Raw genomic sequence first — 22,926 nt, forward strand, 5'->3', positions numbered from 1 at the left:
AAAGGGTCCCCCGGAGGTCTTCCAGGGGGCCCTTCTCATTGGGCGATAGCACGGCCTCGCGAGAGTGGGCGCCGCACAACGCGCTATCAGAACTGGATCAGAACTGGGCCGCGCGACGGCGGCTGACCAGGCGTTGCAGGTACTGGCCGTAGGGGCTGTTCTTATAGGCCCGGGCCTGGGCCAGCACGGCCTCCTCATCCACGAAGCCCAGCTCCAGGGCGATTTCCTCGGGGCAACCGATCTTCAGGCCCTGCCGGTGCTCGATGGTGCGCACGAATTCCGCCGCCTCCAGCAGCGAATCGTGCGTGCCGGTGTCCAGCCAGGCCGTGCCCCGGCCCAGGCGTTCCACCAGCAGCTCGCCCCGCTGCAGGTAGACATTGTTGACATCGGTGATCTCCAGTTCGCCCCGAGGGGACGGCTTGATCTCCCGGGCGATATCCACGACTTGGTTGTCGTAGAAGTACAGGCCCGTCACAGCCCAGTTGGACTTCGGGTCCTTGGGCTTCTCGACGATGCTGATGGCGCGGCCCCGCTCATCGAACTCCACCACGCCATAGCGGTGCGGGTCTTCCACCCAGTAGGCGAAGACGGTGGCACCCTTTTCCACGCGGGTGGCCTGCTGCGCCTGGGCGCTGAGCCCATGGCCGTAGAAGATGTTGTCGCCCAGCACAAGGGCGCAGGGGTCGTTGCCGATGAAGTCCTTGCCGATGATGAAGGCCTCGGCCAAGCCGTTGGGGGCCGCCTGTTCGGCGTAGGACAGGTTGATACCCCACGGCGCGCCGTCCCCCAGCAGATCCTGGAACAGCGGCAGGTGATGCGGCGTGCTGATCACCAGGATGTCGCGGATGCCGGCCAGCATCAGGACAGACAGCGGGTAGTAGACCATCGGCTTGTCATAGATGGGCAGCAACTGCTTGCTGACGCTTTTGGTCAGGGGATGCAGCCGGGTGCCGGAGCCGCCCGCCAGAATGATGCCCTTCATATCAATAGCCTTATATCTTATAGGGTTAAGGGAAAATCTTAAAGTCCGGCCTCAGGTCAGGTCGGCAGCAGCACGTCCAGGCTGCGGGCCAGGCTGTCGGCCCAGGCCGGCGCCCGCCAGCCAAAGACCTGTTCCAGCAGCGCGCAGTCCAGCACCGAATTGGCCGGCCGCTTGGCCGGGGTCGGGTAGTCCGCCGTGCCAATCGCCCCCAGGCGCGGCACCTTGGCGCCCCGCGACTGCGCCTGGGCGAAGATTTCCGCCGCGAAGCCATGCCAGGTGGTAGCACCGGTGCCGCACAGGTGATACGTGCCGAAACCGTCGCGCTGACCATCCAGGATGCGGGTGCCCACCGCCACCAAGGCGTCGGCGATATCCGCCGCCGCGGTGGGGCAGCCATGCTGGTCCGCCACCACGCGCAGTTCCTCACGCTCCGCCCCCAGGCGCAGCATGGTCTTGAGGAAGTTGGCGCGGTCGGGACCATAGACCCAGGCCGTCCGTAGGATGACATGGGCCGGCAGCGCCGCCCGCACCGCCTGCTCCCCCGCCTCTTTCGAGGCGCCATAGACGCTGACCGGGCCGACGGGGTCGGTTTCCACGTACGGGCCCACCTTGGTGCCATCAAAGACGTAATCGGTCGACAGGTGCAGCAGGGGGGTGTTGTGCACGGCGCAGGCGCGGGCCAGCGCCGCCGGACCGTCACGGTTGGCGGCATAGGCCGCGTCGACCTCAGTCTCGGCCTTGTCCACCGCCGTGTAGGCAGCGCAATTGACCACCAGATCAGCCGCCGACACCGCGGCCTGGACGGCATCGGCATCAGCGATGTCCAGCGCCTCGCGACCGGGCGCCGTCACCTGCCATCCGGTGGGCACCACCCGCTGAAAGGCGAGGCCCACTTGGCCGGCACCACCCAGCAACAAGACGCGAACGTTCTTCCCCGCACCGGTCATGCCCTGGCCCTCAGCCGACAGCGGCGGCGGTGGGGGCGGTCACGCCCAGACGCTGGCCGGAATACTTGGCCTCACGGATGGGTTCCCACCACCAGCGATTCGCCAGATACCAGTCGACCGTGCGCCGGATGCCTTCCTCGAAGGTCACCGACGGTTCCCATCCCAGCTCCCGCTTGATCTTGGACGCATCGATGGCATAGCGCTGGTCGTGGCCAGGGCGGTCGGTCACGAAGGTGATCAGGTCGCGGCGCTTGGTGCTGCTGGGCAAACGCTCATCCAGCAGGTCGCAGATGGTTTCCACGACGTGCAGGTTGCGCTGTTCGGCATTGCCGCCGACGTTGTAGCGCTCGCCCGGCACACCCTTGCGCACGATCAGCACCAGGGCGCGCGCATGGTCCTCCACGAACAGCCAATCGCGGATGTTGTCGCCCTTGCCATAGACCGGCAGCTTCTTGCCCTCCATCCCGTTCAGGATCATCAGGGGGATGAGCTTTTCCGGGAAGTGGAAGGGCCCGTAGTTGTTGGAGCAGTTGCTCAGCAGCGTCGGCAGGCCATAGGTGTGGTACCAGGCGTTGACCAGATGGTCGGACGCCGCCTTGCTGGCGGAATAGGGCGAGTTGGGGGAATAGGCGGTATCCTCGCGGAACAGCCCCTCCTCACCCAGGGAGCCGTAGACCTCATCGGTGGAGATGTGGTGGAAGCGGAAAGCGGCCTTGCGCTCTTCCGGCAGGGCCTGCCAGTACTCGCGCGCCGTTTCCAGCATCACGTGGGTGCCGTTGATGTTGGTGCGGATGAAGACGCCAGAGCCCTCGATCGAGCGATCAACGTGGCTTTCCGCCGCCAGATGCATCACCGCGTCGGGCTGGTGCCGCTTGAAAACGTCGCGCATCGCGTCGACATCGGCGACGTCCACCTTCTCCAGCACGGCGCGGCCGCCGGCCAACACCTCGCCGATGGACTCCAGGCTGGCCGCGTAGGTCAGCTTGTCCACGCACACCAGGTCGTCCTGACCTTCGGACGCCAGCAGGCGGCACACCGCGGACCCAATAAAACCGGCCGCACCCGTCACCATTATCTTCACGCGCCAAACTCCTTCAAGACCACGTCCTGCCATCCGGGGGCGGCAGATCTCTACAATGCGGCCGAAAATACAACTCAGCCCCAGGCAAATGCAAATCCGACGACGCCATGCCCGGAACGCCCCCCCTGGGGATGCCGGTAGCGCCGCGCACCATACGTGGACCGAGAAGGAGGCGCCCCCCAACACAGGTCTTAGCCGCTTCGCCGATCATCCCGGCGGATGGTAATTAAAAATAGTACGCAAGCCTAGGCCAATGAGCCAACGTTATAAATCACACCACCGTCGCCCTTGATATTGACGTACGACAAAAGCATCCGTGACGGGAACCCCCAATCCGTTAATGATGAGAGCGACAAATCAGCCCACGAATATAGGGCGACGGACACCAAGAGCGACACAGAAGTGGAGAACGACATGGCTGGCAAAAGCGGATTATTGATCACCGGCGCCGTTATCGTGGGCCTGGGTGTGCTGGCCCTGGCCGTACCGATGTTCACCACGAAGGACACCAAGGAACTGGCCAAGATCGGCGACCTGAAGGTGACCGCGAAGGAGGAGAACACCCACGTCATTCCCCCCTTCGTCGGCCCCGCCGCCCTGATCCTGGGCGTGGTGTTGATGGGCGCGGCGCTGGTGCGCCGCTGACCTACCCCGAGTTCATTTACCACCGACGCGGCGACCGGTGAACGGATTCCAGCCGGTTTCCGCCAGGGCGGCCCAGGCCGTGGCTCCCAGGTGGGGCTGGTGGTAATAGCGGAAGTCGTCGGTGGTGGAGGACGGCCCCACCGCCAGCCCGGTGCTGACCGTGCCGGCCGCCGTGGCATACAAAAGCCCGTCAGGTCCCTTTGCCGCCTGGATCACGGCCAGGGCGGCAGCCGCCTTCTGGCCCTGCCCCACCATCTTATAAGTCAGCGCCGCCTGCGCCGTGCCTTCGATCCAGACGCCGTCGCGATCGTCATTGAAATCGAAGCCACCTCCCACGGCGTGATGCGCTTCCACCCAGGCCAGGGACCGGCGCCACTCCGCCAGCGCATCGGCGACGCCGAGGTGCGCCCACAGCTGGATGTCCAGCGCCGCCCCGGGCGCCCAACTGCGGCCGTCCGGCTTGGTGCCGATACGGAAGCGCCCCTCGGTCCCGTCCCAGGCCGCCGCCACGAAGCCGCGCGCCAGGGCGGCGTGGCGGGTCCACGCGGCGTCACCCGTCAAGCGCGCCAGCCAGGTGAAGGCCGCCGCCGCATCGATGTTGTGTTCCGTGGCCTTGTAGTTCAGGCGCCGTTGGGCGGGATCAAAACCATCCAGGCCGCCGATGAACCCGCCCGGCTGGGCCGGGTCCGCCATCAAGTCCGCGACCCAGCGCATCAGGCTGATGGCCCGGTCGCGGTAGATGGCTTGGCCCGTCGCCTCATGCAAGGTCAGCATCGCCAGCGCGGCCCAGATGACATTGCCCGTGGCGCTGCCATCCTGATAGGCGTCCTCCGCCCACTGGCCGGCCGCGTCATCCCACCAGCCGGGGGGCAAGGGCGGACTGGCGACAGCCCCGGCGCGATAGGCGTTGCGCACGCGGCCATCCTTGAAGGTACGGTCGCCACCAGCCGCCCGCGCCAAGGCATCGCCAACCAGACGCGCGTCTTCGACATGGCCACAGGCCACCAGGGCAATCACCGCCAACGCATTGTCATAGGTGAAGGCGCTGTGGGCCAAAGCCGGATGGGTGTCGCCCGGATAGCTGACCACGAAACGCGGCCCGGTTCCGGGCGCCGCCGAGCGCGCCGCATGCTGCAACGCAGCACAGGTTTGCGCCGCCGCCTGGCCATAAGCGCTTGCCAGGCAAAAATAAATCGTCGCCAGGGCAATTTTCCTAAAATGCACGGCAATCTCCTAGAACAATCGGCAAATGTATTTCCCAGTTGTTCCGACAGTGGGCAAGGATGCGAGGCTTAGACCAAATATATTGCGCATCCCCCTCAGAACCCCGCGCGCGACGCAGCCCAACAATGCACGCGCACCTTGTTTTCACCTTGGTAAAGTTTTGCTAATAAACCGCCCGTAAACAAATAGCCGCCGTCGCAAGGGCAGCTTGAGGCCGTTGGTTCCACACCCCCTCGTGCTGCGCCGCACAGAATGGCGGACCACCGGGGCAGCAGAGAAGAGAGATTACGATGAACACCAAGTTCCTGGGCATTCTGGCCACCGTTTCCCTTTTTGTCGCCGGCCCCGCGCTGGCCGAGTGCAGCACGCACGCCAACCCGCCGGCCATCCCCGATGGCTCCGGCGCCACCACCGAGCAGATGACCAGCGCCAGCGCCTCGGTGAAGGGCTACATGGCCGACATGCAGGACTTCCTGAAGTGCCTGGAGAACGACAAGGCCGCGGGTTCAGCCAAGTACAACGCCGCGGTCGACCAGATGCAGAGCATCGCCAACGAATTCAACAAGCAGCTGCGCGCCTTCAAGGCCAAGGGCTGATTGTCCGCGCGTCAGCGCTGAAGTCCTGAAAAGGAAGGATGGGCCGCCCATCCTTCCTTTTTTATTGTCCATATGCGGCGTCAACCCCTTCAGGCCGTGGCGTTCCAGTCCAGCCGGTCGGCCCGGCGCAGCGCCGGGAACAACACGCACCACAGGGCCACGACGGCCACGGTGCCGATGCCGCCCACCACCACGGCCAGTTCCGTGCCCAGCCAGGATGCGGTAAGGCCGGACTCGAACTCGCCCAACTGGTTGGACGCGCCGATGAACAGGCCGCTGACGGCGCTGACGCGGCCGCGCATCTCATCGGGCGTGCCCAGTTGTACCAGGGTCTGGCGCACGAAGACGCTGACCATGTCCACCGCCCCCATCACCAGCAGGCTGAGCACGGCGATGGCGGGGGAGTGGGTCAGGCCGAAGACGATGGTGGCCAGGCCGAAGACACCGACGCAGGACAGCATGATGGGCCCCACCCGGCGCTTCAGCGGCCAGGCGGCCAAGGTCAGGCCCACCAGGATGGCCCCCGCCCCGGGTGCGCCGCGCATCACGCCCAGCAGCATGGGCCCGGTCAGGCCCAGCAGGCCGGCATCAGCGGAGAACTGGTCGCGCGCCAGCGCCGGCAGCAAGGCGGTGGCGCCCCCCAGCAGCACGGCGAACAAGTCCAGCGAAATAGCCCCCAGCACGATGGACTGCTGGCGGATATAGCGGATGCCGCCCAGGATGCCGTCCCAGCTGACGGGCGCGCGGGTCACCGCCCGCGACGGCGCGGAAATGCCCGCCACCACCAGGCCGGCCAGCACCAGGAAGCCGGCGCCCACCCCGAACACGCCGTTGCGGAAGGCGGCGTAGAGCACACCGCCCAGCGCCGGCCCCAGCACGCCCGCCACCTGCATGGCCGATGAACTGATGGCCACCGCGTTGGGGAAGTCAGCCTTGGGCACCAGATTGGGCAGCAGGGCGGAAGAGGCCGGCGCCTCGAAGGCGCGGGCGGCGCCGAACAGCATGACGGCGGCATAGACCAGCCACACCGGCAAGCCGGGCGAGGCCAGCACCACCCCGGTCAGGGCCATGGCCGCCGCCTCCACCATCACGCAGGTGGTGATGATGATGCGGCGGTCCAGCCGGTCGGCCACATGCCCGGTGACCAGCACCAACCCGACGGACGGCAGGAACTGCGCCAGTCCGATCAGGCCCAGGTTCATGGTGCTGCCGGTGCGGTCATAAATGGCCCAGCCCGCCGCCACCGCCTGGATCTGCAGGGCCCCCATGGACAGGATGCGGGCCAGCCAATAGCGCAGGAAAGCCGGATGGCGCAGGGCCCCGCCCCAGCCCTTGCGGGGCGCCACCGCGTCAGGCGACGGGTCAGGGGCGGCGGCGTTGGAAGAATTGCTGCTCATTATTGCCTATCGGTCACGGGCCGGCGGGATCGGGCACGGCGATGAAGGAGCCGGCGGGGCCGGGATAGACCACGGGGCTGGTGTAGCCATCCTTGGAAACGGCCGAGACGCCGAAGAACCAATCGTCGATGACGACGTTGGGCAGGGTCAGGGTGGTGCTGTCGCCAGCCCAGCGGTCATGCTGCCAGGTGGGCGCCAGCGTATCGCGCCACCAGACGCGATAGCCCACGGCCCCCGGCACCTTGGCCCAACTGAGCGTGGTGTCATGCTTCACCGCGCCCTCGACCTTCACGTCATTGGGCGGTGCCGGCGCCCAGGCCAGGCTGGCCATGGTCAGCGCGTTCAGGCGGGTCACCTGGGCCAGATAGGGGAAATCCACGCCGTCGATGGTGTCACCGTAGCGCACCCCGCCCTCGGTGCGCAGATCCTGGTGCTGGCGGGTATAATTCTCATGCGCCTCGGTCACGCGCACGGCGGGGAAGCCGGCCTCCAGAAACGGCACTTGGTCACCACCCCGGCCGAAGCGGTCGGTGCGGTAGACCATGCGCACGCTGAAATTATCCAGGTAGCGGGTGGCGATGCCGTCCATGTAGCGCGCCAGGTTGCGCGATGGGCTGTCGACCTCGCCCCCGGAATAGCGCCGCTGGTTGGCCTGCTTCGCCGTTTCCACCGCCTTGGTCCCTTCGGAAAAGACGCGGACATGGGTGTTGTCCACCACGCCATCCTCGCCCTGGGTGTTGCCGACGATGTCGTTGTTGAGGTCGGCCTCCACCTGCCAGCCCTGCTCCTTGGCGTAGTCGGCCAGCACCTTGCCGCCCAACAGGCCCTGTTCCTCCCCCGACAGGGCGGCGAACACCAGGGTGGCGCGGAACTTATAATGGGACAGCACCCGCGCCGCCTCGATGGCCGCCGCCACGCCGGAGGCGTCGTCGTTGGCCCCGGGCGCGTCGGCGGTGGCGTTCATCACGTCGGTGACACGGCTGTCCAGATGGCCGGCGATGACGATCACCCGTTGCGGCTCCTCCGTGCCCTTCAGCACGGCCACCACGTCCATCACCTCCGTCGGGGTGGGCACGCGCTTGCCCGTCACCGTTTGCGCCGGCGTCACCACCGTCAGGCAGCCGCCGCAGTCCTTGGAGATGGCCTCGAACCGGCTTTTGACCCAGGCGCGGGCGGCGCCGATGCCCCGGTCGGGGGAGGTCGTGTCGGACAGGGTGTGGCGGGTGCCGAAGGACACCAGCTTCTCGATGGTGGCATGCAGTTGCGCCGGGTCCACCTGGGCGGCGATCTCCCGCAGCACCGGGCGGTCGTCGACCGGCCCCACGGGCGCCCCCTCGGACACCGGCGCCTGCGGCTTGGCCTGCGCTTCGGGGCCATGGCATGCCAACCCGGCCAGCAGGAGAGCGGACAACAGAGGCGCGGACCGGGAGCGCTGGGGCATGGGTGTTCCCTGTGTTCGTTGATTAACTGCCGAAATCTTATGGCGCCACGATGCGGTAGCGCCCCGCCCCAGGCAAGGGCTGGTACATACGTCACGTCATCGCAAGCGGCAGTCCTGCCATGCCTTACCCGGCTGACTTGTGCTACCCGTACTGGCGGGTACGGGCCAGCGGACAGCGCGCTTAATCATCCCCCGCCAAGTGCCGCGCAGCCGCCCGCGCGATGGCCAGCAGGCGGGCGTCGGCGCCGCGCGGGGCCAGCAGTTGCAGGCCCACGGGGCACCCGGCATCGTCCGTGCCCACCGGCAAGGTGACGGCTGCCATGTCACCCAGGTTGGCGACACAGCAGTTGCGCAAGGCCATCAGGTTGGCACGGCCATAGGCCGATGGCTCCGCCAGGTCGGCCAGCAGCGGCGGGGTGATGGCCACCGTGGGCAGGGCCACCACGTCGACATCGTGGAACAGCGCCTGCACGCCATTGGCGAAGCGGTCGAGAAAGGCCACGCGCGCGTCATAGTCCAGCACGTCGGCCGAGGCGCGGATGCGGGGGCCGACGTAGGCGTCCAGGCTGGACAGCCACGCCGGCAGCTCCTGGGTGAGGAAGCCGTAAATCTCCGCCCCCGCCAGGCCACCCCGGCGGAACAAGGCCAGGGCCTCGTCCAGGTCCGGCACCATCACGGTGTCCACCGGCCGGAACAGGTCGTTGAGGCGGTCCAGCGCGGCATCCACCGCCGCGACCACGCCGGGGCCGCAGTCCTGCCACAGCGTGTCGGGGGCCCGGCCAATGCGGATGGCGCCGGGGTCCATCAGGGGATCGCCGGCCAATGGGTCAATGGCGGTGCCGGTCAGCAAGCGATAACCTTGGGCCAGGTCCTCCGCCGTCAGCGCCAGAAGGCCCACGGTATCCAGGCGCGGCGACAGGGGCACGATGCCGTCCGTCGCCAGGTGCCCACGTGAGCTTTTATAGCCGTAGAGCCCATTCCAGGCCGCAGGAATGCGGACGGAGCCCGCCGTGTCGGTGCCCAGCGCCAGCAGGGCGGACCCCTCACGCAGGCTGAGCGGCGCGCCGGTGCTGGAACCGCCGGGCACCCGATGACGGTCATGGTCGCAGGGGTTGCGCGGCGTGCCCCAATGGCCGTTGGCGCCCAAACCGCTAAAGGCGAATTCCACCATGCGCGTCTTGCCGGTAATGACGGCGCCCTGGGCCAGCAGGCGGCCGACCACCCCGCCCGCTTGGTTCCACATGGACGGCAGGCGGCGGGGGGAGCCGGCGAACACCGGCCAAGTGCCGCCGCAAACCGTTCCGGTTCCGTAATTATCCTTCAGCGACAACGGGATGCCGTCAAAGTCGCTGAGTGCTTGCCCGGCCTGGCGGCGGGTGTCGGCGGCATCCGCCTGGGCGCGCAGCAGACCGGCACTGAAGGCGGCATAGGGGTTGTCACGGGCGTCAGGCCGTTCCGCCCGGGCGGCGATGCAGGCCTCCGCCAGGTCGCGGGCGGTCAAGGTGCCGTCCTTCAGGGCGGCGAGGGCGGTGCTGAGATCCATGGGGGCGCCTTCGCAAGAGGGGCGTTTATTCCGGCCGGCGGAACCCTGGCATGGGCGCCACCCGCCCGCAACCTGGCAAGAGGGCAACCCGGCAAGAGGTGCGACAACCGGACGCCATATCCGGCCGCTATCGAATTCATATCCCCCCTGCATTTCACAGGGTGGGGGGTACGGGGTTAGCGTCAGCCCATCGCAACCACCCACCAAACCTGAGGGATTTTGAAAATGCAGACCACCACCACTCGCCGTCTGGGCCTCGGCCTGATCGTCGCCACCGCCGTCGCCGGCGCCACCCTGGCCGCCGCCCCGGCCAAGGCCGCGGACATGGAGAAGTGCTACGGCGTCGTGAAGGCCGGCCACAACGACTGCAAGACCGACAGCAACTCCTGCGCCGGCCATGCCACCAAGGACCGCGACCCCGGCGCCTTCATCGCCGTGCCGGCCGGCACCTGCGCCAAGATCGCCGGCGGCAGCACCGAACCCGCCAAGAAGTAAGCCGCACCATTGAAAGCCAGGGAGGGACGCCGCCATGGGCATCACCGGTATCGGCCTCAAGGCCCGCCACACCGCCGAGCTGCTGGCCGGCCGCCCCTCCCTGCGTTTTCTGGAAGTGCACGCCGAGAACTACATGGGGGCCGGCGGCCCGGCCCATCGCTGGCTGACCGCCCTGCGTGAGACCTATCCTTTATCCATCCACGGCGTCGGCCTGTCCCTGGGCGGGGCGGAGCCGCTGGACACCGATCACCTGGCTGACCTTGTGGCCGTGGTGGATCGCTATCAGCCGGAATGGGTGTCGGAGCATCTGGCCTGGTGCCGCATCGACGGCACCTACCTCAACGACCTGCTGCCCCTCCCCTACACCGACCCCAGCCTGTCCCTGGTGGCCGACCATATCGACCAGACGCAGGCGGCCCTGCGCCGCCGCATCCTGGTCGAGAATCCGTCCAGCTACATGGCCTTCCCGGAAAGCGACTGGCCGGAGGCCGCCTTCCTGGCGGAACTGGCGCGCCGCACCGGCTGCGGCATTCTGCTGGACGTCAACAACATCCATGTCAGCGCCCACAATGTCGGGCTGGACGCGGGCGCCTACCTGGCCGCCCTGCCCGCCGACACGGTGGGTGAAATCCACGTGGCGGGGCATGAGCCGGTCACCCACGAAGGCCGCGCCGTGCTGCTGGACACCCACGGCGCCCCGGTCACAGCCGCCGTGTGGGACCTGTACCGCCAGGCCCTGACCCGCTTCGGTCCCATCCCCACCCTGGTGGAGCGCGACGCCAACATTCCGCCCCTGGCCGAGTTGCTGGCTGAGGCCGCCACCACCGACGGCATCGCCGCGACCCTGTTTGACGGGGAGGTGCCCGATGCCCACGCTGCTTGAGCGCCAACGCGGCTTGCGGGACTGGGTGCTGGCCGCCAGCGGGGCGCCGCCCTTAGCTAGTGCCGGCCTGCACCGCGACAATACCCTGGGCGGCCTGGCCACGGTGCTGGCCGCCAGCTTCCCCGTGGTCCACCGCCTGGTGGGCGAAGCGTGCTTCGCCGGCCTGGCCCAAGCCTATGTGCGCCACCAGCCGCCCCGAGAGGCGCCGCTGTTGCGCTATGGCACCGGCTTCCCCGCCTGGCTGGCCGGGCAGGAGGTGGCGCGGCACCTGCCCTACCTGCCCGATGTCGCCCGGTTGGAGGCGGCCTGGACCCATGCCTACCACGCGGCGGAGGCCGACCCGCTGGACCCGGCCGCCCTGGCCGCCCTGGGCGACGCCGTGGAGGACGCCGTCTGGCGCCTGCACCCCAGCCATCGTTTCATCACCAGCCCCTGGCCGGTGGACCGCGTCTGGCGGGCCAACCAGCCGGACGTCGCCGATGCGGCGGTGGATCTGGACGTCCAGGGTAACACCCACCTGCTGGTGGTGCGGCCGGCGGCCGAGGTGCTGCTGATCCGCCTGGGCCCCGGCGCCTTCGCCCTGCTGATGGCGCTGGGCGCCGGCCTATCCTTGAGCGCCGCCTGGAACAACGCGCTGGCCCTGGACGCGGCCTTCGATCTGGAACACGAATTAACCGGCCTGCTGGCGGCGCAGGTCTTCACCGGAGTGGAATTGCCATGACCCTGACGCCTCCCACCGCGCCCGCCCCATCTGCGCCAGCCCCAATCGCGCCGGCCCCCCTCGCCCTGGCGCTGGCCCTCATCCACCGGCTGGAGCGATTCCCCCGGGGGCTGGACGCGCTGTTGTGGCGCCTGGCCGCCGCCACCGTCTTCTGGCGGTCGGGCCAGACCAAGGTCACCGGTTTCCATATCAACGACACCACCTTCGACCTGTTCCGGGACGAGTACAAGGTGCCCCTGATCCCGCCGGAGGTGGCGGCCGTGCTGGCTAGCATCACCGAGAATTTGTGCGCCGTGCTGCTGGTCATCGGCCTGGCGTCCCGCCTGTCGGCCGGCGCCCTGTTCGGCATGACCCTGGTGATCGAGATCTTCGTCTATCCGGAAAGCTGGCCCGACCATTTGCTGTGGTCGGCGGTGCTGGTGCCCATCATCCTGCGCGGCCCCGGCGCCCTGTCCGTGGACCACCTGATCCGCAGCCGGCTGGACACCCGCCCTCGTCACAACTTGTAAGACTATAGATATTGGAACAAACCCGCCTCGCGGGCATTCTCAGGCCATCTTCAGCCTGAGGAGCGACACCATGAGCATCCAGTACGGCACGCGCACCATCACCTTCCAACCCAGCATCGACATGGCGGGCACCCTGCCCGGCCTGTTCTCCACCACCCTGTTCTTCCCCAACCAGACCCATCATGGCGTGAACATCGACACCGGTTCCGTCGGCATTGTCGTGCCCATCGCCGCCTTGCAGGACGGCCAGGGCAATTTCCTGCCCTGGGCCGTTCCCACGGATGAGACGCTGACCTTCACCTATGAGCCCAGCGGCAACACCCGCACGGGTCCCGTGGTGACGGTGACCGGCCTGCAGGTGGGCGACAGCACGCCCGAGCATACGGTGGTCCTGGGCCCCGTGCGGGTCATGGCCTGCACCAACGTCGACGACGTCTACATGCTGGGGGTGGGCATCGGGCTGGAGGCCAAGGCGACCCTGGCGCCCTCCGGCAACGCCGCCACCGCCCTGGACAACCCCTTCCTGAACCTGCGCGACATGCTGGGCGACAGCCCCACTCTGCTGCCGGCCTATGCCCTGACGGCGGCGCTGCAGGAGGATGGCCGGCACGGCCTGATCACCCTGGGGCAGACCGCCGACAGCCTGCAGGGCTATCGCTTCCTGCCGCTGACGCCGGACGCGGACAGCCCCAGCGGCCTGCAACTGCCCTGGGTCAACCTGTCGGTGACGCCGGCGGGCGGCGCCCCCATCGACACCCGGGCCCAGCTGCTGATGGATGCCGGCATCACCAACATGTTCATCGGCATCATCCCGAAACCCGACGCCCCCATCGACTGGCTGAACGCCGCCATCGCCATCCAGGCGCAAGATGGCGACGGCGAAACGGCGCTGGACTACAGCTTCGTCAACACCAACCCGGCGGATGGGCCGGGCCCCAACGTCAATTGCGACCCGAACCAGCCGGCCTCGCCCAGCCGCATCCTGAATGGCGGCCCCAGCCCGCAGGGCGGCAGCTTCATCAACACCGGCGTCCATCTGCTGGCCGCCTATGACTATGTCGTCGACGCCGCCAATGACCGGCTGGGCCTGCGCCCCCGGTCCTGAACCCCGTGCGGTGACGTTTCCCCGCGACAGGCGGCGCCCGGCATGGTTCAACACGGTTGGACGCCGCCGTTTCTAGGGAAATGCCGCTCTCAGGGACCCCCTCATGGAAATGAACCAGGTGCGCTACTTCGTGGCGCTGTGCGAAACCCTGAACTTCACCAAGGCGGCGGAGGCCTGTGGCGTGGCCCAGCCATCGCTGACCAAGGCCATCCAGAAGCTGGAGGAGGAGCTGGGCGGGCCGCTGTTCGTGCGCGAACGCACCCTGACCCACCTGTCCGACCTGGGCCGCCTGATGCGCCCGCACCTGGAGGCCGTGTTCCACGCCAGCGAGTCCGCGAAGCTGGAGGCGCGCAGCTTCGGCAAGCTGGAACGCGGCCGCGTGCGCCTGGGGGTCATGTGCACCATCGGCCCCACCCGCCTGGTGGGGTTCCTGAAGCGCTTCCGCGCCGCCCTGCCCTCGGTGGAGGTGGTGCTGCGCGACGCGCCGGGGCGCGAGGTCCTGGCCCTGCTGATGGAGGGGGAGCTGGACTGCGCCCTGCTGGGCATCCCCAACCTGCCGGATCGGGTGGAGGCCCGGCCGCTGTACCGCGAGCGCTATACCGTCGCCTTCGCCCCCGGCCACCAATTCGAGGCCATGGACGTGGTGCCGCTGAAGGAGTTGGACCAGGAGGACTACCTGAACCGGGTCAACTGCGAATACCCCCAGCATTTCGACACCCTGGGCATCCCCGATCCCGCCGACGTCCGCGTCTGCTATGAAAGCGAGCGGGAGGATTGGATCCAGGCCATGATCCTGGCGGGCTTGGGCTGCGCCGTCATGCCGGAGTTCCTACCCATGCTGCCCGGCATCGCCACCCGCCCCCTGATCGAGCCGGAACTCTCGCGCACCGTCAGCCTGACCAGCGTGGCCGGCCGCCGTCATTCCCCCGCCCTGAAGGAATTCATGGCGCTGGCCCGCCGGTATGAATGGGGCCCGCCCTTGGGGGAGGACAGCGCGGCATAAAGCCTTCCACCGCCCAAAACATTCCGTATATTGTATCCAATTATCGGCCTCACCAAGAGGGCCGTGGAATGGCGGAAGGGCGATGGGGCGATGAAGGACAGGAACAAGCGGGCGGCGGCTTCCGGGCCGCGCCGTCGCGACATCATGATGGCGGCCGGCGGGGCCGCGGTGGGGGCCTTGGCGGCCGGGCCGGTGCGGGCGACCCCGGCGCAGGGGACGAAGGCGGTCCCCCACGCCTTCGCCCTGACGTTCAAGGGGCCCGGCCTCACCAGCCTGCGCGCCGCCGGGGATGCCTTCGACACCGACTACCTGCAGCCCGGCCAAACCCTGGGCGCCGTCACCCTGGCCTACCGCCGTGACGCCACCGCCCCATGGCGCACTGTCGACACGGCGGACCTGACGCCCGCCCATCTCGACCAGGCCGGCCCCCAGGATCGCCGGGTGGCGTACGACATCGCCGATGAGGCGGGACCGGCGCTGGGCCTGACCCTGCGCCTGGGGCTGGAGGCCGGGCAACTGGCCTGGCAGGTCACGCTCACCAACCGCGCGGGCGGGCCGCTGGAGATCGGCGACCTGGCCCTGCCCCTGCCCTTCCATACCGAGTTCAAGGCCAAGCAGCCGGCCACGGCCGCGGTGCTGAAGCACAGCTTCGTCTCCGGCCATGGCTCCTTCCTGTTCTGGATGCGGTCCAACAGCGTCGGCCCCTATCTGGTCATGACGCCCGAGCGGAACACGCATTTCGAGTATTGGGAGCCACGCGCCGGCGCCCGGCAGGATTCCGACAGCCCCATCACCGGCTATCGCCCCTACCGCGTCTTCATTCACGCCGCCGCCACGGCGGAGGCCATGCGGGCGGCCGGGGGCCGCTGGCGCCAGCCGCTGAGCAGCCTGACGCTGGCACCCGGGGAGGCGCGCCGCTTCGGCGTCCACTTCACCTGGGCCGACAGCTACGCCGACGTGCGCGACACGCTGGTGACCCAGGGCGGCATCGATGTGGAGGTGGCGCAGGGCATGACCCTGCCCACCGACCTGCCCGGCCGCATCGCCCTGCGCACCCTGGACACCATCGACGCTATCGACGCGGAGTATCCGGACCAAACCACCATCACCCCCCTGGGCCTGCGCAACGGCCGCCATATTTATGAGCTGCGCTTCCGGCGGCTGGGGGAGAACCTGATCATCGTCCGTCATGGACAGGGGCGCACCACCCACCTGGAGTTCTTCGCCACCGAGCCGGTGGAAACCCTGGTCAACAAGCGCGCCGCCTTCATCGCCGCCCACCAGCACCGCGACCCGGCCAAGTGGTACAACGGCCTGCTGGCGGAATGGAACATGGAGACCCAGACCCTGCTGGGCCCCGACAATTACGACCGCATCACCGGCTGGCGCATCTATGAGGTGACCTGCGACGACCCGGGGTTATCCAAGCCCGCCTATCTCGCAGCCAAGAACGCCGAGCATCCGGTGCAGGCGGAGGTGACGGCGCTCGACGATTACGTGCAGCACTTCGTCTGGGGCGGGCTGCAGCGCACGACGGAAGAGGACGACAGCTACGCCCTCTACGGCATTCCCGATTGGAAGAAAAATCGGGAGAGCGCCGACCCGGGGCCCAAGGGGCGCCAGCATTACTGGCGGCCCTATGACTACCCCCACATCATCGCGATGTACCTGGGCCTCCACCGCGTCGCTTCCCGCTATCCCGCCATCACCACCCGGCTGGATGCGGCGACCTACCTGGAGCGGGCCTACGGCACCACCCGCGCGTTCTTCACCATCCCCATGAAGATCGCAGAGTGGAGCGCCTATGAGACCGGCTTTTACAACGAGGTGGTGATCCCCGAGTTGATCGACGCCCTGGACGCGGCCGGGGAGGCCGCAAAGGCGGCGGAGCTGCGCGCCCATTGGGTGCGCAAGGTCGCCTTCTTCGTGAACGGCAGGCCCGACCTGTTCGGGTCGGAATACCCCTTCGATTCCACCGGCTTCGAATCCACCCAGGCGCTGGCCCGCTATGCCCTGGACCATGCCGGCCAGCCGGGATTCCCCGTCACCCGCGCCGCCGCACGGCGCTTCGCCGACGCGCAGATCGCCGCCAACCTGTTCTGCCGCGGCGTCATCGAACCCGCCTATTATTACCTGGGCAGCGACTACCGCGCCGCCGGCGGCGACGCCTTCACCCTGACCTACATGGCGCAGATGGGCGGCTGGGCCCTGCTGGACCATGCGCTGAACGACGCCGACGACGGGCGGCCCCATCTGCGCCTGGCCTGGACCTCGTTCATGAGCGCCTGGGCCCTGGTGAACAGCGGCACGGCGGAAAGCGATTATGGCTATTGGTATCCGGGCCAGGCCAACGACGGCGCCTCCGGCGGCGGGTTCGAGCCGGGGTCCCACGGCACCACCTGGCTGGGCCAGCCCCACCACCGGGGCAGTTGGTATTATTCCAGCGAAAGTGACCTGGGCTTCTGCGGCGCCCTGCGCATGGCCGCCACCCTGGTCAGCGACGACCCCGTGTTCGGCCGCTTCTGCTTCGGCGGCACGCTGGCCGAGGCCGACGGCTGGCTGACCATCACCCCGCGCGACGGCGTCCGCCGCCGCCTGCACGCCCGGCTGCAACACGCCCGCCTGGCCCGCCAGCGCCTGGACCTGGAGGTGCGGGGCGCCCGCTTCGCCCCCACCGACAGCATCGCCTGGCACCCCACCGACGCCCGCCTGCGCCTGACCCTGGACGGCGAGGCCCAGCGCCAGCCGCCCACCCTGCGCCTGCGCGGCCTGCCCCAGGGCCGCTACCAGGTGACGGGGGGCGGCACGGTCGAGGTGGCTGGCGAGACGGCCTGGGTGACGGTGACGCTGCCGGCGGGGGTGCGGGAGGTGGCGGTGGGGCGGGTGTAGCGGCACCACTCAAACTGGGGCATTGCCGAACCTCTGGCCCAGCCTACTTTCGCTGCTGTTGTTTTCGGTGACCGACTGGGAGGAGGCCCGCTGTTGATGCGTCGCCGCAGCGCTGCGCAGCATGCGCCGAAGGGCGGTCGCCCTGGCGACACCGCCCTGGATTATTGGCAACGCCTGCGGAAAGACCGCCTGTCCAACGCCGCCGCCATCGCCGCCGTCCTGGCGATGGCGGCGGCGCTTCTGTCCTGGCTGAATGTCCTGTTCACCGGCCCGCTGCCCCAAACCCGCGGCAACCCGTTGTATTGGGCCCTGATGATACCCTGCGCCTGGTGGGCTTCCGACCTCACCCGCTTTCGGCCCGGTGCGGTGATCGTGATGCGGCTGATGTTTATCCTGGCGCCGCTTCTGGCCAGCGCCGCCCTATTGCAAATGAACAACACACGCCCGGATGAAATCGTGGCGCCGGCCGTCCTGTTCGCCCTGGCCTGCACGACGGCGGCCGCCGGTGCCCTATGCTACCGCCGCAGCCTGCTGCGCCGCGAAGGTCCGTCCCGGCTCAAGCGCTAAGAGCCCCCCTTCCCTTGAGCGGATCTCAATGCCATAGAGGACGGGTGCCACGAGCAAACACCACACTGACCAATCCATGACCCGCCCCATGACCCGTCTCGACAAATTCTGCAAAATCGCCCTATGGGTGCTGGGCTTCCTGCTGATCGTGGGCGGGTGCATGGCCATCTTCCCGGCCTTGTTCCTGACGGTGGTGGCGGCCAATGACGGCGCGCAGGGTGGCGCGGCGCCGGGCATGGTGTGGCTGTTGATGCCGCTGCTGGTCGCCGGCGTGCCCGTGCTGATCCTGCTGTCGGCGCGCAAGTTCCCGGCCCACGTCAAGCTGCACGCCCTGGCCATGGTGCTGGCCTGGGCAGGGGCGCTGTATTTGCTGGACCGGTTCTGGCTGCACCGGTGACTCTTAAGCTATAGAGTTTCACAAACATGGAATAGGTGTTATCATAGAGGAATCTTCGATTCCCAAAATTGGCAATATAATATGAAAAAATTAGCCTACGTAATCCTAATTTACACTATCGCTTATACATCCTCATCCTCCGCACAATCAAATAATCAAGATGCTTTAAAATTGATCAGAGAAACAGCCAATGATATATGCGGAACGATTCCGCTAAATGGCACTACAACCAATATCAACACCAAGGGTAATATTAAGGCAGAGGTTAATGGTCTGGTCAAGAAATTAGCTAATCTGGGGATAGAAGGACAGGCTGATATTAAATCAAGTGAATATGAAGGCCTCTCTCAAGGAGACATTCCTACATCTATAAAAGATCAGCGAGAGTGCAAACTTACAGTATTCAAGATATTATCTGATAAATTTTTAACAAAAACGGGCAAGAAAGATTCCAGTGCCGATAGCGAACTAATTAATAAAGGGACAATTAATAATTACTATGTGAATAGCAACCAACCGCCAGAGCCGGAACTTAAAATACTTTCGAAGACAGAAGAGGATAATACTGATGGCAGTTATACAATTACATATGAATGTTTTGTAGATTCAAAATATATCACCCCCGCAATGATGAGGGTTTCCATTAAAGCTAACAATCTACTGTACGTCGCGATAATTCCACAACAAAGAAATGGAATGTCTTCCATTATACTTCACAACGTTTATCGAGATTCGTTTAAATATGAAGCTGAAGTTCAGACACCACAGGGGATTTATGAAATAAAAGTTACGACAATCCGGCCAGAAAAAGTTGATTTATCTGCTAAGTTCTAATAAAAAATTAAAATTTACCCCGCGCCCAAACAACGAACCTTTTACATTCACCCCCCACCGCTCTCGTAATCGCCCCGCTGCACCAGCATCTGGCAGAGCTGCTTGCCAAAGGTGCTCATGAACTCGTTGATCAGCGCCTCGTCGCGCCGATAGAATGTCCACTGCCCCACGCGGTGGGAGGTTAGCAGGCCGGCGCGTTGCAGCATGGCCAGGTAGGTGGAGACGGTGGACTGTGACAGGTCCGTCTTTTCCAGGATGCGGGTGACGCACACGCCCTTTTCCAGGGGATAGCCCTCGGGCTGGGGGGCGAAGTGGGTGGCGGGGTCCTTCAGCCACAACAGGATGTCGCGCCGGACCGGGTTGGCCAGGGCCTTCAGGATCGCTTCCACATCCATCGCGTCGACATCCACACCCGTGAAACCGGGGAAGGCGGCGGCGCCCTCCCCGGTCCATTCATCAAACCACCAGCCGGTCCAGCGACCCGCGGTCGAAGGGGATCACCTCGTCCACGCGGCCCTCACGGACCTTGATGGCCCAATCGGGATCGCTGAGCAAGACCCGGCCCACGCCCAGCAGGTCGAAATCCCCCCGCGCCAGGGCCTGGGCCGCCTGGTCCACGTCGGTGGGCTTCACCTCGAAGGCGTCGCGGTTGGCGAACATGCCGACCTTGAAGGCGTCGGCCAGGCCCACGCTGCCCACGGCGATGACGGGCTTGCCCGTCAGGCGCCTGGTCCAGGCCGCCAGGGTGTCCTGCGAGCCGCCCTCCACCTCTGGGAAGGCGGGTTCCCAATAGCGGCGGGTGCTGACATGGAAGATGTCCACGCCGGCCTCGGCCAGGGGCGTCAGGATGCGGCCCAGCTCCTCCGGCGTCTGGGCGATCTTGGCGCCGTAGTCGCCGCCCTTCCATTGGGAGAAGCGGAAGACGATGGGGAAATCCGCGCTGACGGCGGCGCGCACGGCACGCACCAGCTCGACGGCGAAGCGCACGCGGTTCTCCAGACTGCCGCCATAAGCGTCGGTGCGCTGGTTGGTCTTCTCCCACAGGAAGTCGTCGATGAGATAGCCGTGGGCGCCGTGCAGTTCCGCCCCGTCGAAGCCGATGCGCTCCGCATCCGCGGCGGCCTGGGCGAAGGCGGCGATGACCGCGTCGATATCGGCCTGGGTCATGCCGCGCACCACCTCGACCCCGTTCTCGACGATGGCGGAGGGGCCATAGCCCGGCACCGCCGCATCCGGCTCCACGCCCGCGCGGCGGGCGACGCCAACGTGCCAGAGCTGCGGGATGATGCGCCCGCCCTCGGCATGCACGGCCTCCACCACCCGGCGCCATCCGGCCAGCGCGGCCTCGCCATGGAAGGCGGGGACCTGGGGATAGCCGTTGGCGGCGGGGTGGTTGACGTAGGTGCCCTCGGTGATCAGCAGGCCCACGCCGCCCCGCACGCGACGGCGGTAATAGGCCACGACCTCATCCGTGGGCACGCCGCCCGGCGACTTGTTCCGGGTCATCGGCGCCATCACCAGGCGGTTGGCCAGGACGTGCCGGCCGAAGGTGAAGGGCTGGAACAAGGGGGCCACGGCCGGGTTCACGGACTGGCCCCCCGGCCCAGTGGCCAAAGAGGTCGCCCCGGTTGCCGGAGTCGGGGCGGAAGCGGTGGCCGAAGCGGGGCCGGCGGGCGGGATGACGGTATCCATGGGTCTGCCTGGTCTGGTTGGCAACGGAGAGAGTTCGGTATATCGCGTTTTCTCGATATATCAAACCCCTGGTTTCCGGCCCTTTTTGCCAAAGCGGAATGCTGCGGCGCAAACCGACGCCCGGCGAACCTTTCATTAACGAATGATGGCCTATGGTAGGATTCGTAAAATGCGCTACGCTTTCATGACAGGCCTCATCGAGACCAAGGAAACAAAAGACGCAGGTTGGGTTTACGCGCGCCTACAGGGCGCATCAACAGCAGGAGGACGGCAGGATGGCGGCACCCGTGTCAGCCCGTGCAAGCCTATTGGAAACCGGGCGCAATGATGCGCTGCAGCGGAACCTGATCCCCTGTTTCGACGCCTTTTACGGCGCGGCGTTGACCCTGATCGACGACTGGACGGCCCCCACCCGGCCGCGTGTGTTGGACCTGGGCGCTGGCGGCGGCCTGTTCGCCTCGCTGGTACGCGCCCGCCTGCCCCACGCCCACCTGCACCTGGTGGAGGAGACGCCCCAGGCGCTGGAGCAAAGCCGGCGCCGCTTCGCTGGCGACGCCCGCGTCAGCTTCGCCCTGGCGGAGTTGGACAAGGCCGACCTGGCCGGCCCCTGGGACTTGGTCATCACCTCCCTCGCCATCCACCACCTGGCCCATGGCGCCAAGCGCGACCTGTACGGCCGCATCAACCAGGTGCTGGCCCCTGGCGGCCTGTTCATCAGCGCCGAGCAGGTGCTGGGCCCGACGGCGGAGGTGGAAAGCCAGTACGACCGGCTGTGGCAGACGGAGGCCGCCGACCTGGGCGTGCCGGCGGTGGAGCTGTCGCGCGCCCGTGACCGCCTGCGCCAGGACCACTGCGCCACCCTGGGCGAACACCTGATGTGGATGGCGGAGGCCGGTTTGCGCGACGTGGACTGCGCCTTCAAATCCTGGCGCTTCGCCGTGATGAGCGCGCGGCATCACTGAGACTTGAGATAATCGAGGACTGATGTCATTGCGTATCAACCGGGGCGTGTTAGTCTCGGATGATGCTGACCTTTCTCGTATCCCTTCAGGCCATTCAGGTGGTCATCCTGTGGCTGCACGACTGGGTGCCACTTGGGCGGCTGAACGGTGTGGCCACAGTGCGCGCGGCGGACACGACCGGCCGCCTGGTTCTGGTCACGCTGATCCAGAGCGTGCCCTATACCATCGGCTTGGCCTATAGCCTGGTGCATCTGCACACCGCGCATTTTCCTGGGTGGCTGTGGTACTGGCTGTGGGTCAGCTATGGCCTGCTTTTCGCGGGCGAACTGCGCGCCTGGTGGCTACCCTACCTTGTGGCGCCGGAGCCGGCGCGAGCGACGCGCTACCAGAGCATGTTCGGCACCACCCATACCTTCCTGCCGGAGCGCAACGGCATCACCCCCAACACTTTGCACGTCGTCCTGCATATTCAGACGGCGGCGACGCTATGCTTACTGGCCGCGCTGACGCTCCGAGGGACCTGATGACATGGTCGCCAATTCCTCTCACGAGTATCGCCAATATGGGAAACGCCCTGGCGCTGGTCAGTGCCATGGCCGCAATCTCCAACCCGACCCCCGCTTGGCCAAGGGAAGCGACCACCATCGCGCAGGAAGCCCACAGCATTGCCCAGAAGCGTTCCGCGCGCGGCAGACAAACGGATATGGAGCGCTTGGCAACGCGCATCCACGACCATCCTGAACAGGCCCAAGAGGCGGACATCCAGGCCCTGACAGAACTGCTGACGGCCCGCGATGATCTCGTTAGGTACTGGGCCGCCATAAGCCTAAGTTTTATTGGACCTCGGGCACGCTCGGCCCTTCCCGCGCTACGTCAGGCATTCGAGGAAAAGCACTGCGCTCGTGAAAGCAAAAATTCGACCTCGGGTGCTGCTGTCGCCTTGCGAAATATGGGCGAGCCACCTCCGTCCGCTCCAGCCTGCCCCCTACCCTGACCAGGTGATTCAGGTAGCA

24 protein-coding genes are annotated in these 22,926 nt (G+C 66.8%); 15 read left to right on the forward strand and 9 right to left on the reverse strand.

The annotated features are described in order from the left end of the window. Positions 1-97: 97 nt before the first annotated feature. The 3 genes from rfbA to rfbB are packed head-to-tail and all read right to left on the reverse strand — an operon-like array spanning position 98 to position 3,010. Positions 98-982, reverse strand: a complete 885-nt coding sequence (gene rfbA, locus ULB03_RS25220; protein ID WP_322485834.1) for a glucose-1-phosphate thymidylyltransferase RfbA — start codon at positions 980-982, stop codon at positions 98-100. Positions 983-1,038: 56 nt separating this feature from the next. Then, complete coding sequence (gene rfbD / locus ULB03_RS25225) at positions 1,039-1,929, reverse strand: dTDP-4-dehydrorhamnose reductase (RefSeq protein WP_322485835.1); 891 nt, start codon at positions 1,927-1,929, stop codon at positions 1,039-1,041. Positions 1,930-1,939: 10 nt separating this feature from the next. Then, positions 1,940-3,010 (reverse strand): dTDP-glucose 4,6-dehydratase, encoded by a 1,071-nt coding sequence (rfbB, locus tag ULB03_RS25230; RefSeq protein WP_322485836.1) that lies wholly within the window; start codon positions 3,008-3,010, stop codon positions 1,940-1,942. A gap of 414 nt (positions 3,011-3,424) precedes the next feature. Between rfbB and ULB03_RS25235 the strand changes: the two genes are divergently transcribed. Beyond that, on the forward strand, positions 3,425-3,655 hold the full coding sequence (locus ULB03_RS25235) for a hypothetical protein (RefSeq protein ID WP_322485837.1): 231 nt from the start codon (positions 3,425-3,427) through the stop codon (positions 3,653-3,655). 12 nt (positions 3,656-3,667) lie between these two features. Here the strand turns inward: ULB03_RS25235 and ULB03_RS25240 are convergent, their stop codons facing one another. Further along, a complete protein-coding gene (locus ULB03_RS25240) occupies positions 3,668-4,744 on the reverse strand; it encodes a YyaL domain-containing protein (RefSeq protein ID WP_322485838.1) in 1,077 nt (358 codons plus the stop codon). A gap of 425 nt (positions 4,745-5,169) precedes the next feature. On the opposite strand from ULB03_RS25240, the gene ULB03_RS25245 reads away from it, so the two are divergent. Then, the gene (locus ULB03_RS25245) at positions 5,170-5,475 is read left to right on the forward strand and encodes a hypothetical protein (protein WP_322485839.1); all 306 of its coding nucleotides are present in this window, start codon (positions 5,170-5,172) and stop codon (positions 5,473-5,475) included. An 89-nt stretch (positions 5,476-5,564) separates the two neighbouring features. On the opposite strand, the gene ULB03_RS25250 is transcribed toward ULB03_RS25245, so the two are convergent. The 3 genes from ULB03_RS25250 to ULB03_RS25260 all read right to left on the reverse strand — a co-directional run bounded on the left by ULB03_RS25250 (position 5,565) and on the right by ULB03_RS25260 (position 9,856). After that, positions 5,565-6,872 carry an MFS transporter gene (locus tag ULB03_RS25250; RefSeq protein ID WP_322485840.1) on the reverse strand — a complete coding sequence of 436 codons (1,308 nt, stop codon included), beginning with the start codon at positions 6,870-6,872 and terminating at the stop codon, positions 5,565-5,567. A 13-nt stretch (positions 6,873-6,885) separates the two neighbouring features. Continuing rightward, a complete protein-coding gene (locus ULB03_RS25255) occupies positions 6,886-8,313 on the reverse strand; it encodes a M28 family metallopeptidase (RefSeq protein ID WP_322485841.1) in 1,428 nt (475 codons plus the stop codon). Between the two features lie 181 nt (positions 8,314-8,494). Further along, positions 8,495-9,856: an amidase gene (locus ULB03_RS25260; RefSeq protein WP_322485842.1), complete on the reverse strand. Its 1,362-nt coding sequence runs from the start codon at positions 9,854-9,856 to the stop codon at positions 8,495-8,497. A gap of 225 nt (positions 9,857-10,081) precedes the next feature. Here ULB03_RS25260 and ULB03_RS25265 point away from each other — a divergent pair, with 225 nt between their 5' ends. The 10 genes from ULB03_RS25265 (at position 10,082) to ULB03_RS25310 (ending at position 19,259) form a co-directional block, all read left to right on the forward strand. Further along, positions 10,082-10,351 carry a BufA1 family periplasmic bufferin-type metallophore gene (locus ULB03_RS25265; protein ID WP_322485843.1) on the forward strand — a complete coding sequence of 90 codons (270 nt, stop codon included), beginning with the start codon at positions 10,082-10,084 and terminating at the stop codon, positions 10,349-10,351. A 34-nt stretch (positions 10,352-10,385) separates the two neighbouring features. Next, positions 10,386-11,234, forward strand: a complete 849-nt coding sequence (bufB, locus tag ULB03_RS25270) for an MNIO family bufferin maturase (RefSeq protein ID WP_322485844.1) — start codon at positions 10,386-10,388, stop codon at positions 11,232-11,234. Continuing rightward, positions 11,218-11,955 carry a DNA-binding domain-containing protein gene (locus ULB03_RS25275; protein ID WP_322485845.1) on the forward strand — a complete coding sequence of 246 codons (738 nt, stop codon included), beginning with the start codon at positions 11,218-11,220 and terminating at the stop codon, positions 11,953-11,955. Before bufB ends, ULB03_RS25275 begins: the two co-directional genes overlap by 17 nt. After that, positions 11,952-12,464 carry a DoxX family protein gene (locus ULB03_RS25280; protein ID WP_322485846.1) on the forward strand — a complete coding sequence of 171 codons (513 nt, stop codon included), beginning with the start codon at positions 11,952-11,954 and terminating at the stop codon, positions 12,462-12,464. Before ULB03_RS25275 ends, ULB03_RS25280 begins: the two co-directional genes overlap by 4 nt. Before the next feature lie 70 nt (positions 12,465-12,534). Continuing rightward, positions 12,535-13,569 carry a hypothetical protein gene (locus ULB03_RS25285; RefSeq protein ID WP_322485847.1) on the forward strand — a complete coding sequence of 345 codons (1,035 nt, stop codon included), beginning with the start codon at positions 12,535-12,537 and terminating at the stop codon, positions 13,567-13,569. Positions 13,570-13,672: 103 nt separating this feature from the next. Next, positions 13,673-14,572, forward strand: a complete 900-nt coding sequence (locus ULB03_RS25290) for a LysR family transcriptional regulator (protein ID WP_322485848.1) — start codon at positions 13,673-13,675, stop codon at positions 14,570-14,572. Positions 14,573-14,662: 90 nt separating this feature from the next. Next, complete coding sequence (locus ULB03_RS25295) at positions 14,663-17,461, forward strand: DUF5695 domain-containing protein (protein WP_322485849.1); 2,799 nt, start codon at positions 14,663-14,665, stop codon at positions 17,459-17,461. 96 nt (positions 17,462-17,557) lie between these two features. After that, positions 17,558-18,028, forward strand: a complete 471-nt coding sequence (locus ULB03_RS25300; protein WP_322485850.1) for a hypothetical protein — start codon at positions 17,558-17,560, stop codon at positions 18,026-18,028. A gap of 88 nt (positions 18,029-18,116) precedes the next feature. Continuing rightward, positions 18,117-18,425 carry a hypothetical protein gene (locus ULB03_RS25305; RefSeq protein ID WP_322485851.1) on the forward strand — a complete coding sequence of 103 codons (309 nt, stop codon included), beginning with the start codon at positions 18,117-18,119 and terminating at the stop codon, positions 18,423-18,425. 81 nt (positions 18,426-18,506) lie between these two features. Further along, on the forward strand, positions 18,507-19,259 hold the full coding sequence (locus tag ULB03_RS25310) for a hypothetical protein (protein ID WP_322485852.1): 753 nt from the start codon (positions 18,507-18,509) through the stop codon (positions 19,257-19,259). A 47-nt stretch (positions 19,260-19,306) separates the two neighbouring features. Here the strand turns inward: ULB03_RS25310 and ULB03_RS25315 are convergent, their stop codons facing one another. Together ULB03_RS25315 and ULB03_RS25320 are read right to left on the reverse strand one after the other, a co-directional pair. Further along, positions 19,307-19,654, reverse strand: coding sequence for an ArsR/SmtB family transcription factor (locus tag ULB03_RS25315; protein WP_322485853.1), 348 nt, complete (start codon positions 19,652-19,654; stop codon positions 19,307-19,309). A gap of 61 nt (positions 19,655-19,715) precedes the next feature. Beyond that, a complete protein-coding gene (locus ULB03_RS25320) occupies positions 19,716-20,846 on the reverse strand; it encodes an NADH:flavin oxidoreductase (RefSeq protein WP_322485854.1) in 1,131 nt (376 codons plus the stop codon). 392 nt (positions 20,847-21,238) lie between these two features. Here ULB03_RS25320 and ULB03_RS25325 point away from each other — a divergent pair, with 392 nt between their 5' ends. From ULB03_RS25325 to ULB03_RS25335, 3 genes are read left to right on the forward strand one after another with little or no spacing between them, the layout of a single operon-like run. Continuing rightward, on the forward strand, positions 21,239-21,913 hold the full coding sequence (locus tag ULB03_RS25325; protein WP_322485855.1) for a class I SAM-dependent methyltransferase: 675 nt from the start codon (positions 21,239-21,241) through the stop codon (positions 21,911-21,913). Positions 21,914-21,972: 59 nt separating this feature from the next. Beyond that, entirely contained in the window at positions 21,973-22,437 is a 465-nt protein-coding gene (locus tag ULB03_RS25330; protein ID WP_322485856.1) for a hypothetical protein, read from the forward strand. Between the two features lie 38 nt (positions 22,438-22,475). Next, entirely contained in the window at positions 22,476-22,907 is a 432-nt protein-coding gene (locus tag ULB03_RS25335; RefSeq protein WP_322485857.1) for a hypothetical protein, read from the forward strand. The last annotated feature ends 19 nt before the right edge of the window (positions 22,908-22,926 follow it).

This window comes from Nitrospirillum goiasense, assembly GCF_034427435.1.
Taxonomy (GTDB): domain Bacteria; phylum Pseudomonadota; class Alphaproteobacteria; order Azospirillales; family Azospirillaceae; genus Nitrospirillum.